The sequence below is a fragment of the Acidiferrobacter sp. SPIII_3 genome (genome assembly GCF_003184265.1).
GTDB lineage: Bacteria > Pseudomonadota > Gammaproteobacteria > Acidiferrobacterales > Acidiferrobacteraceae > Acidiferrobacter.
The window spans coordinates 1,421,932-1,435,317 of record NZ_CP027663.1 but is presented as its reverse complement, the minus strand read 5'-3'; the positions used below and the strand labels follow the sequence as shown (position 1 = coordinate 1,435,317).

Sequence of the window (13,386 nt, the reverse complement as noted above, 5' to 3'; positions counted from 1 at the left end):
ACCGAACTCACAGAGGACGTCCGTCGTGCGCATGGTTCAGTGTCGGGTCTTGAAGCGCAGCGCGCCCGGTCTCGAGCGCCCCCCCTATCCGGGCGAACTTGGCCAGCGCATCTATGACGAGGTCTCGCAGGAGGCCTGGCGCCAGTGGCTGGACCAGCTGTCGGTGCTCATGAATGACCACCACCTCAATACCGCCGACCCCGACTCCCAAAACGACATCGAGGCCATGATGCGCGCCTTCCTGTTCGAGGGACGCCCCCCGGTCGTCAAAGCGGCCGGCGGCAAGAAGTAAAGGGAGCGGCCCGCCGGGCCCCGTATCCGGCGCCAACCATCGGGCGAGGCCTCGACCGCAGCATGCCCGCGTCGCGGTCATGAGCCTGTTGTTGAATGCCCCTTGGCGTCGCGCCGCCCGGCAACGATGGGTGCGCGACACCCGCCCGCGGCGTATGATATCGGTCCCACTTTTACGCACCGGGATGAGGAGACACGAAGCCAAGAGCCTGTGCCTGGTCCGGGCGGTCTTCGAGAAAGTCGTGCAGGCACCCGACCCGCGCGTGCCCATCACCGCGGTCTTGATGTGGGCGCGCCATTTTGCGGCGCAACACCCCAATGACATCTGGCTTGCGCGCTGGATCCCGCTCCTGGAGGGGGCCCTCGATGGCGGCGACGCTGATCTCGAGCGCCTGTACGAGGTCATGCTGGATCCGTCCGCACACGGCATCGACATGCGCCAGAGTTCGCCGTGGGCCGGCGTCCTCACCGTACGCGAGAGAACGGCGGTATTGCTCGATTTCCAGAAACGATGGGCGCACGACCATGGACGAACGTCAGCTTGAGCATCTGATCCGCGCGTCAGGCGCGATCATCGGCGACACCGAAGTCATCGTCGTGGGCAGCCAGTCCATCGTTCCCTGGCTCAAGAAATACCGCCATCACCAGATCCTGCCGGTCCTTACATAGTCGATGGAGGCGGACATCATTCCCATCGATGACGACGTGCGGAAATCCGATCTCATCGACGGGGCCATTGGCGAGGAATCCCATTTTAGTAAAACATTTGGCGTGTATGCCCAAGGAGTCTCCATGGATACGGTAGTCGCCCCCGACGGGTGGCTGGCACGCTGTTATCCCCTGGTCAGCGCCAACACCCATCAGGTGGTGGGCCGCTGCATGCATCCCGCCGATCTCTTCATCGCCAAGACAGCGGCCAACCGCGACAAGGATGGCCCGTTTTTGGACGCCATGATCGCGCATGGATTGGTCCAGGAATCATCTGTTCTGCATCTCTTGCCAAAACTGACCCAACTGACGCCGGAACGTATCGCCGAGATTCGCGACACCATCGCCGCACGGTTTGCAAGACAGCCGCAAACGGCTGCAAACCCCACGGCTCGGCCACGATAGGTCCTGCGCCGCCTGGACGATCGCTACCGACCCGCGGCCTTTATTGCCAGGGATGGACCGCCGCCACCCCTACCGGGTGAGCCACGCCATAGCATGCGCCTCACGGCCCTTCCAAGATCACGAAGGCCACCGCGTAGTCGGCCTCGTCGCTCAAGGTGATGTGCAGGGCACGCACCCCGAGGCGCGCGGCATCACGAAGGCCACCGCGTAGTCGGCCTCGTCGCTCAAGGTGATGTGCAGGGCACGCACCCCGAGGCGCGCGGCATGCGCCTGCGCCCCGCCCGCCAATACCAGCCGCGGGCATCCCAGGCTGTCGTGCGTCACGCGGATGTCGCGCAGGCCGAACGTCCCGCGAAACCCCGTACCGAGGGCCTTGGCGGCGGCCTCCTTGGCGGCAAAGCGCTTGGCCAGGAAATGTTCCGGGCGCGCGCTGGTCTCGAACTCGCCATATTCGGCGGCATCGAGGATGCGGCGCGCGTGCCACGTCCCGCCCTTTTTCTGACCCGACGCCTCAACCTATCCCGGCGTGAGACACAGGCCGTGTCCCCGGGGTGGTTCCGCGCCCATTGACGCCAACCATCCCCCTCCGAGACACGAGCCGCATAAGCCCCGGCTTGACCAGACTGAGCCGTGGGAATACACACCTCCCTCAGCCGGGCGCCGGCATTGACGAACAAGGCGCGCACTGTTGTAATAACTGTTACTAACAGAGAGGACATCCGCCATGCCGACCAGTGTGGCCCTAGGCAGCCACTTCGAGACCTTCATCCGGGAGCAGCTGCAAAGCGGTCGATTCAACAACGCCAGTGAAGTCGTACGCGCGGGCCTGCGCCTGCTGGAAGAACACGAGCAACGCCATCAGGCCGAGCTGCAAGCCCTGCGCGCCGACATCACGGCTGGCAAGAATAGTGGCGCACCCAAACCCGCCGACGAGGTGTTCGCACGGCTTTTGGCCAAGTACCGCGCCCAGGCTGATGACCAAGCGCGTTGACGCGGCTGACCTTTACCGCGCTCGCGGAGCAGGACCTGGAGGCCATCGGCGATTACATCGCCACCGACAATCCCGGGCGAGCCGTAAGTTTCATCCAAGAGCTGCGCGTCCAATGCCAGCGAATCGCAGCCAACCCGCCCGGCTACCGCCTACGGCCAGAGCTTGGGGATGACATCCGTTCCTGCGCCCACGGCCACTACGTGATCTTCTTTGTGGCAACACGGGAGGACGTCACGATCATCCGTATCCTCCACGGTGCCCGCGATATTCCCGCGATCCTGGCGCCCGGCGACCAGAGACAGTAAACCAGAACTCTACTCAGCAGCGTGATCTGATCGTTCCATCTTGTGCCGCTGAGTCCTTTCCGGCCGAATTCGCATACCGGGGGATACGAGCACCATCCTGGAGATCGAAATAACGTGGGCGTCCGCACATCAGCGCTCGTCAAAGCGCCAACCCCTAGCCATAAGGCCTGGGCGGCGTTGTTCACCACAGAGCGGACCGCCGGCACCACCACCGGGCGATCCGCGCCCCGGCATGCTCACGGCCCTTCCAAGATCACGAAGGCCACCGCGTAGTCGGCCTCGTCGCTCAAGGTGATGTGCAGGGCACGCACCCCGAGGCGCGCGGCATGCGCCTGCGCCCCGCCCGCCAATACCAGCCGCGGGCATCCCAATCACGAAGGCCACCGCGTAGTCGGCCTCGTCGCTCAAGGTGATGTGCAGGGCACGCACCCCGAGGCGCGCGGCATGCGCCTGCGCCCCGCCCGCCAATACCAGCCGCGGGCATCCCAAGCTGTCGTGCGTCACGCGGATGTCGCGCAGGCCGAACGTCCCGCGAAACCCCGTACCGAAGGCCTTGGCGGCGGCCTCCTTGGCGGCAAAGCGCTTGGCCAGGAAATGTTCCGGGCGCGCGCTGGTCTCGAACTCGCCATATTCGGCGGCATCGAGGATGCGGCGCGCATAACGCTCGCCAAAGCGCGCAAGACCCGCCTTGAGCCGCGCCACCTGTACGATATCGGTGCCGATCCCTAGGATCACGGGGGCGAGGCGCTGGCGACCATGAGCCGTTTCATCTCGGCCACCGCCGGCCCGAGACCTGTGAACACCGCGCGTGCGATGATCGCGTGCCCGATATTGAGTTCGACCACACCCGGGATCGCGGCCACGGCCTCGACATTGTGGTAATGGAGGCCGTGTCCGGCGTGCACGATAAGGCCGAGCCCGTGCGCCAGCGCCACCGCCTCGCGCAGCCGCCCGTACTCGCGCGCCTGCTCGGCCCCCTTGCTATCGGCATAGGTACCGGTATGAAACTCCACCACCGGCGCCCGCGCGCGTACCGCGGCCTCGACCTGGCGCGCATCCGGGTCTATGAAAAGCGCGACCCGGACACCGGCCTCGGCCAACCGGGCACAGGCCGCGGCGACCTTGTCCTCGGCACTTGCGACGTCGAGCCCGCCCTCGGTCGTCAGCTCCTCACGTCGCTCGGGCACGAGGCAGCAGTCCTGCGGCTGCACGCGGGCGGCGATCGCGAGCATCTCGTCTGTGACCGCCATCTCGAGGTTCATGCGCGCACTGAGCATCCCCGAGAGCAAGACCACGTCGCGCTCCTGGATATGACGCCGATCCTCGCGCAGATGCAGGGTGATCACGTCCGCCCCGGCCTGCTCGGCCACGAGCGCGGCCTGCACGGGGTCGGGATAACGGGTCTTGCGCGCCGCCCTCAGGGTGGCCACATGGTCGATGTTGACACCAAGCTTCATGCGGGGTCCTCGTCTGCCCACCCGCGCCCTAGTCGCGGGAGAAAAGGTGTATCGATACGCCCGTTGCCCGCATCGTGGGCCGCACGGCCCGGCCTTTATCCATGGCCCGGCGGCGCGGAGAAGACCCCCCGGCGATGGGGGCCGGCCACGACCCGCCCGTGGGCCACCCCACCCGCCGGTCCCGGGGATACCCCCCTCACAGGCCCCGAGAGACCGTCCGGGGCCCGGGTTGCCGGGACGTTTATGGGCGCGGCTGCATGCTGCGAAAGAGGCTGCGCGTGTACAGCGGCTTATCTCCCAGCAAGGGGGCAAGTGCCGCGCGCAGCAGGGCCTTGGCCTCGCGCAACTGTTCCGGATCCAGGGGCGCTTCGCGCGCCAGCGCGATCAAAGTCGCGCCCTTGACCGCCACACCCCGGGATTCGCCATCGGCGGCCACGGGACCTTCGTCGGGGAGATAGTGGTAGGCCCGATGGGCGCGCAACGGCTCCCCGGTACGCGCATCATGGGCGAGCGCCAATCCGTATCCAAGGCCGGCCAGCAGGCGCTTCTCGAATATTCTCAAGGCCTGTTCCTGGCAGCACCCTTCCGCGAGCCTGCGCAACGCGTCGTCGTACGCGCCATAAAGATCGGCATGCGCCTCGTGGCGATGCAGGAGCCGCAGCACGAGTTCGTTGACATAAAAGGCGCACCACACACCATTACCCTTGAGCCCGATCGCCGTCTCCGGGGCCTCGACACGCGTAAGCGTCCCGAGATCCCCGCGCCCCGACCAACTCAGAAGCAGCGGCTGGAAGGGCCGCAGATGGGCCCCGGCGAAGGCCCTGCCGGGCCGGCGCACGCCGCGTGCCACGAGCCCCACACGCCCGCAGCCATGGGTGAACGCCTCAAGCAGCAGGCTCGTCTCCCCATAAGGGTAACGATGCAGAACAAAGCCGCGTTCGCTGTCCGTGCGCATAAATCAATTGTCGCCCCCATAACCCAGGCTTTGCAAGGCGCGCGCGTCGTCGGACCAGCCGCCCCGCACCTTCACCCACAGCCCGAGATAGACCTTGCGTCCAAGATGGCGCTCGAGCGCCCGCCGGGCGGCGCTGCCCACGGCCTTGAGACCGACCCCGCCCTGCCCCACCAGGATCGCCTTCTGGCCCTCCTTTTCGACATAGATGACCGCTTCGATGCGAACAAGCCGCTTTTCCTCACGAAACGATTCGATGTCCACGGTCGTCACATAGGGGATCTCCTGGGCGAACCGCCGGAACACCTGTTCGCGCACGAATTCGGCGGCCACGAAGCGGTCGCTGCGATCACTCAACTGATCCTCGGGATAGAGCGCGCAGCGCTCGGGCAGGACACCCGCGATCACCGCCTCCAGGGCCTCGACATTGCTGCCATCGCGCGCCGACAAGGGGACGATCTCGGTTGCGATCCGGCGCTCGGCGAGCGCCGCCAAAAGCGGCAGCAAGGCCTCCTTGCGCGCCATGCGGTCGACCTTGTTCAAGGCCAGGATCAGCGGGCGGTCGCCGCGCAAATCCTTCACGAAATCGAGCGCCCGCTCATCATCGTCCTGCAGCCGCGGGCAGGCCGCCACCAGCACCAGGCAGTCGGCCTCGGCGATCGCCGAGGCCGCGGCGCTATCCATCTGCCGTGCCAAGCCCCCCTTTCCGCCCCACACCAGACCCGGGGTGTCGAGGTACAGGAATTGGGCATCCGCCGTGGTCTTGATCCCGAGGATGCGATGGCGGGTGGTCTGCGGTTTCGGGGACGTAATCAAAAGCTTGTGCCCCAGCAGGCGATTGATGAGCGTCGACTTGCCGACATTGGGGCGCCCGAAGACCGCAATGGTACCGCTGCGGTAGGCGCTCATGGACCGCCCAACCGCTTCAGCGCGAGCCGCGCGGCCTCCTGTTCGGCGTGACGACGGGTCGCGCCCCGGCCATGCACCGGCGCAAGGCCGGCCACCAGACAGGCGACCTCGAAGTGTTGTTCGTGATCCTGCCCGGTCACACCCACGAGATCGTAACGCGGCCGCTCGCGGCCCCGCGCCTGCAGAAACTCCTGGAGGGTGGTCTTGGCGTCCTTGATCTGCGCATGGACCTCGATCCCCGATAGCCGCCCGGCAAAGAGATCGAGCAGGATGGTGCGCGCCGCCTCGTAGCCGCCATCCTGATACACGGCGCCTACGACCGCCTCGAGGGCATCCGCCAGGATCGAGTCGCGGTCGAAGCCGCCGCTCTTCAATTCCCCGCCGCCGAGCCGCAAAAAGCCCCCGAGACCGATCTCGCGCGCCACGGCCGCCAAGGTCTCGGTACGCACTAGGCGCACGCGCAGGCGCGTCAGTTCGCCCTCGGTAAGATCGGAAAAGCGCGCGTACAGAGCGTCGGCCATGACCAGATTCACGACCGCGTCCCCCAAAAACTCCAGGCGCTCATTGTTGCGCGCCCCGTGACTGCGGTGCGTCAGCGCCTGGGTGAGCTGCTCGGGATCACGAAACACATAACCCCAGCGCTGCAACAGTCGGGCCTCCCCGGTCAACGGCCGGTCACCGCATGCCGGTCGTCGAAGCTGAGATCCGCGGCAATATTAGCCAAGATGGGTATACGTACGTGATAACGAAAGACCATCACAAGCGTCCCCTGCGCGGTGCGCTGGAAATGCAGATCCTTGTGCACCGAGACATGGCTTACGTAGCCCACCGAGAACTCCCGCCGCACGGCCTCCCGCAGACCGCTGCGCCCCATGGATGCGGCCCCCGGCTGCTTCGCGACACTCGCAAGCGCCTTCTCGATCTGCCAATTGTCCAGATACGACGGCCAGATCTTGAAGGCCAGAAACACCCAGAATCCAATGACGATCACGCATACCAGCGCACTCCACAACGACGCACCGCGCTCCCTTCGCCACGCCATAAGTCCTCCCGCGGATGTTCTCCTTATGCTTAAGGGATGCTACGCCCTATCCGCTTCCAATCCACGCCGCCGCCATGCGCCGTATTCCAGCTAAACCAGATGAGGAACGCGCGGCCGACCAGATTCCTTTGCGGGACGTAGCCCCAGTAACGGCTATCATCGCTCAAATCCCGATTATCGCCCAACACGAAATACTCGTGCGGAGGCACCACGAAATGCATGGGCTTTTGGGTGAGCCCCGGGATCAGGATGATGTGATGCTTGATCTTTCCGAGCTTCTCCGTATACCGATAGGCCTCCAGGACCTGGCCATTTTGCTCGGTGTACAGGTAAGGCCGCTTGTGATAATGCGGGATAAGCTTGCCGTTGATATAGAGCTGCTTATTGATATAGGCAATGTGATCCCCGGGGAGTCCGACGATGCGCTTGATATAGTCGATCGACGGGTTCTTCGGGTAACGGAACACCGCGACCTGACCACGCTTGGGCTCGCCCACCGACAGGATCTTGGTGTGCAGGATCGGCAGCCGCAGGCCGTAGGCGAACTTGTTCACGAGAATGAAGTCGCCGACGTGCAGGGTCGGAATCATGGACCCCGACGGGATGCGAAACGGCTCCACCACGAACGAGCGGATCAAAAGCACCACCAGGATGACCGGGAAGAACGACCGCGCATACTCGGCGTACAGCGGGGGCCGCTTGGTCTTGTCCTTGCGCACCACGGCATCTATCGCCCACAGGATGCCACTCAAAAAGAGCAGGCCGACGAGCCACTCCGAGAAGTCATCGAGCAGCATCTTATTTATCGACCCGCAGCACGGCGAGGAACGCCTCTTGGGGGATTTCAACGGACCCGAGTTGTTTCATGCGCTTCTTTCCTTCTTTTTGACGTTCGAGAAGTTTGCGTTTGCGGCTCACATCGCCGCCGTAGCACTTGGCCGTGACGTTCTTGCGCAGCGCCTTGACCGTCTCGCGGGCGATCACGTGCGCGCCGATCGCCGCCTGGATGGCGACATCGAACATCTGGCGCGGTATGAGTTCGCGCAGCCGATGTATGAGTTCGCGTCCGCGATACTGGCTTTGGGCGCGGTGGACGATGATCGACAGTGCATCGACCCGGTCGCCGTTGATGAGGACATCGACGCGCACGAGATCGGCCGGGCGGAATTCACGGAAATCGTACTCGAAGGAGGCGTAGCCACGGCTCAGGGACTTCAGACGGTCGAAGAAGTCCATGACCACCTCGTTCATCGGCAGCTCATAGGACAGCATCGCTTGGCGCCCGAGAAACCGCAGGTCGGTCTGCACCCCGCGCTTTTCCACGCACAACTGGATCACGGGACCCAGATACTCCTGCGGCACCAGCACGCGACAGGCGATGATCGGCTCGCGGATCTCGCGCACGCTGCCGGGCTCGGGCAGGCGCGCCGGATTGTCGATGCGCAGGCACTCCCCCTTGGCGGTCTCCACCTCGTAGATCACGGTCGGGGCGGTGGTGATCAGGTTCAGGCCATATTCCCGCTCGAGGCGCTCCTGGATGATCTCCATGTGCAGCATGCCGAGAAAACCGCAACGGAAACCGAAACCGAGCGCCTCCGAGGTCTCGGGCTCGAAATGCAAGGACGCGTCATTTAGCTTGAGCTTGTCCAGGGCCTCGCGGAAGCCGTCGTAATCCCCGGCCTCGATCGGATAGAGGCCGGCGAACACCCGCGGCTTGATCTCCTTGAACCCGGGCAGCGGCGCGGATGCCGGACGCCTGGCCTCGGTGATGGTGTCGCCCACCCGCGCCCCCTTGACGTCCTTGACACCGGCCACCACGTAACCGACCTCGCCTGTATGCAGCGCGTCGACCGCCTGACGCTTGGGCGTGAACACCCCGACCTGCTCCACCTCGTAGTCGCGGCCCGTGGCCATCATGCGCACGCGCGTGCCGCGGGCGAGCACGCCATCGACCACGCGCACGAGGGCTATGGTGCCGAGGTAGGGATCGAACCAGGAATCGACGATCAGCGCCTTCAAGGGCGCCGATTCATCCCCCTTCGGCGCCGGCACCAGCGCCACGATCGCCTCCAGGATGTCGCGTATGCCCTCGCCGGTCTTGGCGCTCGCGCGGATGGCCCCGGCGGCCGGCACCCCGATGATGTCCTCGATCTCGCGCGCCACGCGCTCGGGATCAGCGGCCGGCAGGTCGATCTTGTTCAGGACCGGGACGATCTCGAGATTGAGTTCGGCGGCGGTATAGCAATTGGCGACGCTCTGCGCCTGCACCCCTTGCGCGGCATCGACGACCAGCAGCGCCCCTTCGCAGGCCGTCAACGAGCGCGACACCTCGTAGGAGAAGTCGACGTGTCCGGGGGTATCGATGAGGTTCAACTCGTAGGTCAGGCCGTCGTGCGCGACATAGCGCAAGGTGACGCTCTGGGCCTTGATGGTGATGCCGCGCTCGCGCTCCAGATCCATGGAATCAAGCACCTGACTTGCCATCTCGCGCGCGCTCAGCCCCCCACACCATTCGATGAAGCGATCGGCGAGCGTCGACTTGCCATGATCGATATGGGCGATGATCGAAAAGTTTCGAATGCGATCTTGCAAGCTTGGCCTTGATGCGTGGACGTTTACCGCGAAAACCGGTCACGGGCGTGTTGCCGCATCATACCGGGTTTCGCGGGTCACACCAACTATTTGGCCAGGGCCAGGAACACGGAACTCCCGTCCCTGTGGATAAGTACCGGCACCGGGCGCCGCGGCGGGACATGCGCCAATATCGCCATGAACGCCGCCACGCTCGCCACCGGGTGTCCGGCGAGGCTTAAGATCACATCGCCCGGCGCAATGCCGGCCTTCTCGCCCGGACCCCGGCTCACCCCCTCGACGAACACCCCCCGGTTTACACCGAGTTCGCGCCGCTGATGGCCGGTGAGATCGCGCAGCGCAAGCCCGAGCGAGGCGTTGTCGCGCGGCTTGCGCGGCGGCCGTGTATAGCTCGCCGGCAGGGTCTCGGGCAGGGCCCCGACCACCACCGACAGGGTCTCGGGGTGACCGTTGCGTATGACCTTAAGGTGGGCGGTCGCGCCGATGGGGCTAAACCCCACGAGCGGCGGGAGGTCCGACGAGCGCGTGATCGGATGGCCATCGTAGCGCACGATGACATCACCCGCCTTCAAGCGCGAATGCGCGGCCGGGCTGCCGGGCAGGACCTCGGAGACCAGCGCCCCATAGGGCTTGCGCAGATCGAACGATGCCGCAAGCTTGCGTGTCACATCCTGGATCGTGACCCCAAGCCAGCCCCACGGCACATGCCCGCTGGTCTTCAGGTCCTGACTTATGCGCATGGCGAGATTGATCGGGATGGCAAACGACAGGCCCATGAAACCGCCGGTGCGGCTGTAGATCTGCGAGTTTATGCCGATGACCTGGCCACGGGTGTTGAACAGCGGACCGCCGGAGTTGCCGGGATTGATCGGCACGTCGGTCTGGATGAAGGGCACATAATCGGAGCCCGGGAGATTGCGCCCGACCGCCGACACGATCCCGGCCGTGGCCGAATTCTCGAACCCGAACGGGGCCCCTATGGCCAGCACCCAGTCACCGACCTGCAGGCGCGACGTATGCCCGATATGCACGGTCGCGAGATGCGTCGCGGGGATCTTCAGGAGCGCCACATCGCTCTTGGTGTCGAGGCCGACCACGTGCGCCACATAGTCGTGGTTGTTGGCGAGCTTCACGATCACCTGCTTGGCGTGGTTGATGACATGTGCGCAGGTCAATATGTAGCCATCGGCGGCGATGATGAAGCCCGATCCCAGGGACTTGGTCACGAACGGCTGCGGGGCCGCCTGTTTGTCGTGAGGCAGACTGCGAAAGAGCGGGTTCGAGGGGGCCCCGGGCATCCCGGGGGCACCGAACCCAAATCCGGGCACCGCACCCTTCATGACCTCGGTGCTGCTGATATTGACCACCGCCGCGCGGTTCTCGCGCACGATATGGGCGAAATCGGGCAAGCGTGCCGCGCATGCCGCGCTGCCCGCCGTCATCACCATGAACCAAACCGACAGCATCATCCTGCGCGCGATCATGACCATCCTTTGAAAACCCCCGTCCATTCAGGGCGCCGCGGGTCCGGGTCTCCGGGCGAGCGGTCGCACCGACAGCGCCATGGTCTCGACCGTCAAGGTCGGGACATCCCCAAGTGCTGTCACCATCCTATGGTCCACGACCGTGCGAAAGACATGCAAGGCCCCCAGGCGATAGAGCTGCGCATGGCCCGGCGCGCGCCGCGCGCGCCGGCCTATGAATACCGACACCCCCGCGAGACCGTCCGAATAGACAAGATGCTGCACGATCCCCTTGTGTCCGGCCATGCGCCGCATGAGGTGCATGGCCAAGCGAAATCCGGGAGGCACCCGCGTCACCGTCCAGGTCGGCGTGGGATCGGGAAACAGCTCGCCCCGTTCCTCTTTATAGGTGTCGGCATGCCCTACGCCAATAGGTCCAACGGCCGAGGCAGGAATCTTGTGCCGCAGGCGCAGATGGGTGAACAGAAATTGCTCGATGGCTTTGCCACCATGGTTTATGATCGTGGCCTTCAACAACAGCCCGTTCTTGCGATCCGCCCACAGCCTGTATCCATAGCGGTAGTTGTCACGCGGGTCGATCACCACGAGCCTTGCCATCGCCCCGGCCACGCGTCCAAGCCCGCCGAGATGAATCGCATAGAACCGGCGCAGGGGCTTTAGGTGGGTGGGTATGAGCGCCGGGAAGGTCTTCAAGGCCATGGCCCGCTGCTCGATGAACTCCACACGATCATGGGGCAGATAGCAGCTGATCTGTCCGTGGCGACGAATGATCACCTGGCGACGCCCATCGAGCGTGGTGAGACGCTCGGTCACCTGACCATGGGCCACGCGATGCACGATGCGCATGGCCGACAACAGGCGGTCATGGCGATAAACGAAGGTACCGGTGTAATCGAGGGTATGCGCGGCGTCCTGCATACGTTCGAGCCAGACGCGCGCGCTGTCTGCGAAGGCCGCGCCGCTGATCAGCACAAGGCCCGCGGCCCACAGCGGCCGCCGATCCTTCATGGCTTGTTCCGTACCCCCCGTGCCGGCGGACCGTTATAGGCCGCCAATCGGACATAGGACAGACCGTTGATCCCCGCGAGCGGCGCGACCGCCGAATGCTCGAGCAGGAAGGCGTTGAGCCGCCGGCGCCACCGGGGGCCCTGCCAGTGCGCCCTTTCCACGTAATGCGGCGGCGCCGGCAAGGGCGCCGCGAGCGCGGTCTGCATCGACGCCGGCGATGCCCCGGTGGGCGGAGCGCCCACCACCGCCACGCGCAACGCAAAGAGCGCGGTGGCCGCGGTCAGTGATGCCGCCAGCGCAAAGCGCGCCACCTGCCACCCCCTGTGGTGCCCGAGCGGGCCCCAGAAGGTCGGTGTCGCGGGCGCCGCCCCGTCCTCGGCCAGCGCCGCAAAGACATGCGCCGACAGGTCTACGAGCGGCTTGCCGTCCCACTCGCCGCGCAGGATCGCGCGGGTCATGTGATAGCGGCCCCAGAGCGCCTGCAGCTCGCCGTCCTCCACCACCAGATCAAGCAGCTTTCCGCGCTCCTTCGCCCCGAGTTCCGCATCCATCAACGCCGACAGTGTCTCTTTCATACACCCTCTCCGCCCACGAAGACCCATCACAGCTCCAGCAACGGCTTCAATTCCTTGTCAATCGCCTCGCGCGCCCGGAAGATCCGTGACCGGACGGTCCCGATGGGGCATTCCATGATCGCGGCGATCTCTTCGTAGCTTAACCCTTCTATCTCGCGCAGGGTAATGGCCGTCCGCAAATCCTCCGGCAAGGCCTCCAGCACCCGCGTCACGGTGCGTGCGATCTCATCGGTCAATACGCTGTGTTCGGGCGTCGCAATCTCGCGCAGACTCGAACCTTCCTCGGCCAACTCCATTTCGTCGGCCTCGAGGTCGGAAGACGGCGGCCGCCGCCCCTGGAACACCAGATGATTCTTGGCGGTATTGATCGCTATGCGATACAGCCAAGTATAGAACGCGCTCTCTCCACGAAAGCCGTTCAACGCCCGGTAGGCCTTGATGAAGACCTCCTGGGTGACATCCTCGACCTCGGTCCTGTCGTACACGTAGCGGGCCACGAGCTTCGCAATCTTGTGCTGGTACTTGCGCACCAGCAGATCGAAGGCGCCCTTCTCGCCCTTCTTGACGCGCGCCACCAGATCCTGGTCGAGGCTCTGGTCCGGGTTGTCGTTCAAAGGGCTTCCTACCACTTGCAAGTGACCACGGCCATGGGAAAAGGTTCGCCCCT

Annotated in this window: 18 protein-coding genes and 1 pseudogene; 6 read left to right on the top strand and 13 right to left on the bottom strand. The window is 65.0% G+C overall.

Going from position 1 to position 13,386, the window contains the following annotated elements; translation table 11 throughout:
- The first annotated feature begins 31 nt into the window (after positions 1-31).
- From C4901_RS07185 to C4901_RS17995, 4 genes are all read left to right on the top strand, one after another.
- The gene (locus C4901_RS07185) at positions 32-292 is read left to right on the top strand and encodes an oxidative damage protection protein (protein ID WP_065971209.1); all 261 of its coding nucleotides are present in this window, start codon (positions 32-34) and stop codon (positions 290-292) included.
- Positions 293-476: 184 nt separating this feature from the next.
- Positions 477-836 (top strand): hypothetical protein, encoded by a 360-nt coding sequence (locus tag C4901_RS07180; protein WP_145960646.1) that lies wholly within the window; start codon positions 477-479, stop codon positions 834-836.
- The gene (locus tag C4901_RS18000; RefSeq protein ID WP_205736258.1) at positions 817-960 is read left to right on the top strand and encodes a hypothetical protein; all 144 of its coding nucleotides are present in this window, start codon (positions 817-819) and stop codon (positions 958-960) included. Before C4901_RS07180 ends, C4901_RS18000 begins: the two co-directional genes overlap by 20 nt.
- Before the next feature lie 123 nt (positions 961-1,083).
- Positions 1,084-1,404: a hypothetical protein gene (locus C4901_RS17995; RefSeq protein WP_205736257.1), complete on the top strand. Its 321-nt coding sequence runs from the start codon at positions 1,084-1,086 to the stop codon at positions 1,402-1,404.
- A gap of 150 nt (positions 1,405-1,554) precedes the next feature.
- On the opposite strand, the gene acpS (C4901_RS07170) is transcribed toward C4901_RS17995, so the two are convergent.
- Complete coding sequence (acpS, locus tag C4901_RS07170; protein ID WP_110136737.1) at positions 1,555-1,872, bottom strand: holo-ACP synthase; 318 nt, start codon at positions 1,870-1,872, stop codon at positions 1,555-1,557.
- A gap of 256 nt (positions 1,873-2,128) precedes the next feature.
- Between acpS (C4901_RS07170) and C4901_RS07165 the strand changes: the two genes are divergently transcribed.
- On the top strand, positions 2,129-2,395 hold the full coding sequence (locus tag C4901_RS07165; RefSeq protein ID WP_110136736.1) for a type II toxin-antitoxin system ParD family antitoxin: 267 nt from the start codon (positions 2,129-2,131) through the stop codon (positions 2,393-2,395).
- Positions 2,392-2,700, top strand: a complete 309-nt coding sequence (locus C4901_RS07160) for a type II toxin-antitoxin system RelE/ParE family toxin (RefSeq protein WP_110136735.1) — start codon at positions 2,392-2,394, stop codon at positions 2,698-2,700. The genes C4901_RS07165 and C4901_RS07160 overlap by 4 nt, the downstream gene beginning before the upstream one ends.
- Before the next feature lie 369 nt (positions 2,701-3,069).
- On the opposite strand, the pseudogene acpS (C4901_RS18505) reads toward C4901_RS07160, so the two are convergent.
- The 12 genes and pseudogenes from acpS (C4901_RS18505) to rpoE form a co-directional block, all read right to left on the bottom strand.
- Positions 3,070-3,435, bottom strand: a pseudogene (acpS, locus tag C4901_RS18505) (holo-ACP synthase); the annotation flags it as partial.
- A complete protein-coding gene (pdxJ, locus tag C4901_RS07150) occupies positions 3,432-4,157 on the bottom strand; it encodes a pyridoxine 5'-phosphate synthase (RefSeq protein WP_110136734.1) in 726 nt (241 codons plus the stop codon). The gene pdxJ and the pseudogene acpS (C4901_RS18505), both read right to left, overlap by 4 nt.
- Positions 4,158-4,398: 241 nt before the next feature.
- Positions 4,399-5,112, bottom strand: coding sequence for a DNA repair protein RecO (gene recO / locus C4901_RS07145; protein ID WP_110136733.1), 714 nt, complete (start codon positions 5,110-5,112; stop codon positions 4,399-4,401).
- Positions 5,113-5,115: 3 nt separating this feature from the next.
- Complete coding sequence (gene era / locus C4901_RS07140) at positions 5,116-6,018, bottom strand: GTPase Era (RefSeq protein ID WP_110136732.1); 903 nt, start codon at positions 6,016-6,018, stop codon at positions 5,116-5,118.
- Positions 6,015-6,686 carry a ribonuclease III gene (gene rnc / locus C4901_RS07135; RefSeq protein WP_110136731.1) on the bottom strand — a complete coding sequence of 224 codons (672 nt, stop codon included), beginning with the start codon at positions 6,684-6,686 and terminating at the stop codon, positions 6,015-6,017. Before rnc ends, era begins: the two co-directional genes overlap by 4 nt.
- On the bottom strand, positions 6,683-7,060 hold the full coding sequence (locus tag C4901_RS07130; protein ID WP_110136730.1) for a DUF4845 domain-containing protein: 378 nt from the start codon (positions 7,058-7,060) through the stop codon (positions 6,683-6,685). The genes rnc and C4901_RS07130 overlap by 4 nt, the downstream gene beginning before the upstream one ends.
- Before the next feature lie 29 nt (positions 7,061-7,089).
- Positions 7,090-7,857: a signal peptidase I gene (gene lepB / locus C4901_RS07125; RefSeq protein ID WP_110136729.1), complete on the bottom strand. Its 768-nt coding sequence runs from the start codon at positions 7,855-7,857 to the stop codon at positions 7,090-7,092.
- Position 7,858: 1 nt separating this feature from the next.
- On the bottom strand, positions 7,859-9,652 hold the full coding sequence (gene lepA, locus C4901_RS07120; protein WP_205736255.1) for a translation elongation factor 4: 1,794 nt from the start codon (positions 9,650-9,652) through the stop codon (positions 7,859-7,861).
- A gap of 86 nt (positions 9,653-9,738) precedes the next feature.
- The gene (locus tag C4901_RS07115; protein ID WP_205736254.1) at positions 9,739-11,136 is read right to left on the bottom strand and encodes a Do family serine endopeptidase; all 1,398 of its coding nucleotides are present in this window, start codon (positions 11,134-11,136) and stop codon (positions 9,739-9,741) included.
- Between the two features lie 27 nt (positions 11,137-11,163).
- Positions 11,164-12,144, bottom strand: coding sequence for a MucB/RseB C-terminal domain-containing protein (locus C4901_RS07110; protein ID WP_110136728.1), 981 nt, complete (start codon positions 12,142-12,144; stop codon positions 11,164-11,166).
- Entirely contained in the window at positions 12,141-12,719 is a 579-nt protein-coding gene (locus tag C4901_RS07105) for a sigma-E factor negative regulatory protein (RefSeq protein WP_168185611.1), read from the bottom strand. Before C4901_RS07105 ends, C4901_RS07110 begins: the two co-directional genes overlap by 4 nt.
- Before the next feature lie 26 nt (positions 12,720-12,745).
- Positions 12,746-13,333: an RNA polymerase sigma factor RpoE gene (gene rpoE / locus C4901_RS07100; protein ID WP_240611840.1), complete on the bottom strand. Its 588-nt coding sequence runs from the start codon at positions 13,331-13,333 to the stop codon at positions 12,746-12,748.
- Positions 13,334-13,386: the final 53 nt, after the last annotated feature.

Excerpts from the sequence above, each read along its gene's own strand:
- C4901_RS07185 (WP_065971209.1), top strand. The coding sequence starts at position 32 with ATGGTTCAGTGTCGGGTCTTGAAGCGCAGCGCGCCCGGTCTCGAGCGC.
- C4901_RS07180 (WP_145960646.1), top strand. The coding sequence starts at position 477 with ATGAGGAGACACGAAGCCAAGAGCCTGTGCCTGGTCCGGGCGGTCTTC.
- C4901_RS18000 (WP_205736258.1), top strand. The coding sequence starts at position 817 with ATGGACGAACGTCAGCTTGAGCATCTGATCCGCGCGTCAGGCGCGATC.
- C4901_RS17995 (WP_205736257.1), top strand. The coding sequence starts at position 1,084 with ATGGATACGGTAGTCGCCCCCGACGGGTGGCTGGCACGCTGTTATCCC.
- C4901_RS07165 (WP_110136736.1), top strand. The coding sequence starts at position 2,129 with ATGCCGACCAGTGTGGCCCTAGGCAGCCACTTCGAGACCTTCATCCGG.
- pdxJ (WP_110136734.1), bottom strand. The coding sequence starts at position 4,157 with ATGAAGCTTGGTGTCAACATCGACCATGTGGCCACCCTGAGGGCGGCG.
- recO (WP_110136733.1), bottom strand. The coding sequence starts at position 5,112 with ATGCGCACGGACAGCGAACGCGGCTTTGTTCTGCATCGTTACCCTTAT.
- era (WP_110136732.1), bottom strand. The coding sequence starts at position 6,018 with ATGAGCGCCTACCGCAGCGGTACCATTGCGGTCTTCGGGCGCCCCAAT.
- C4901_RS07130 (WP_110136730.1), bottom strand. The coding sequence starts at position 7,060 with ATGGCGTGGCGAAGGGAGCGCGGTGCGTCGTTGTGGAGTGCGCTGGTA.
- lepB (WP_110136729.1), bottom strand. The coding sequence starts at position 7,857 with ATGCTGCTCGATGACTTCTCGGAGTGGCTCGTCGGCCTGCTCTTTTTG.
- C4901_RS07115 (WP_205736254.1), bottom strand. The coding sequence starts at position 11,136 with ATGATCGCGCGCAGGATGATGCTGTCGGTTTGGTTCATGGTGATGACG.
- C4901_RS07110 (WP_110136728.1), bottom strand. The coding sequence starts at position 12,144 with ATGAAGGATCGGCGGCCGCTGTGGGCCGCGGGCCTTGTGCTGATCAGC.
- C4901_RS07105 (WP_168185611.1), bottom strand. The coding sequence starts at position 12,719 with ATGAAAGAGACACTGTCGGCGTTGATGGATGCGGAACTCGGGGCGAAG.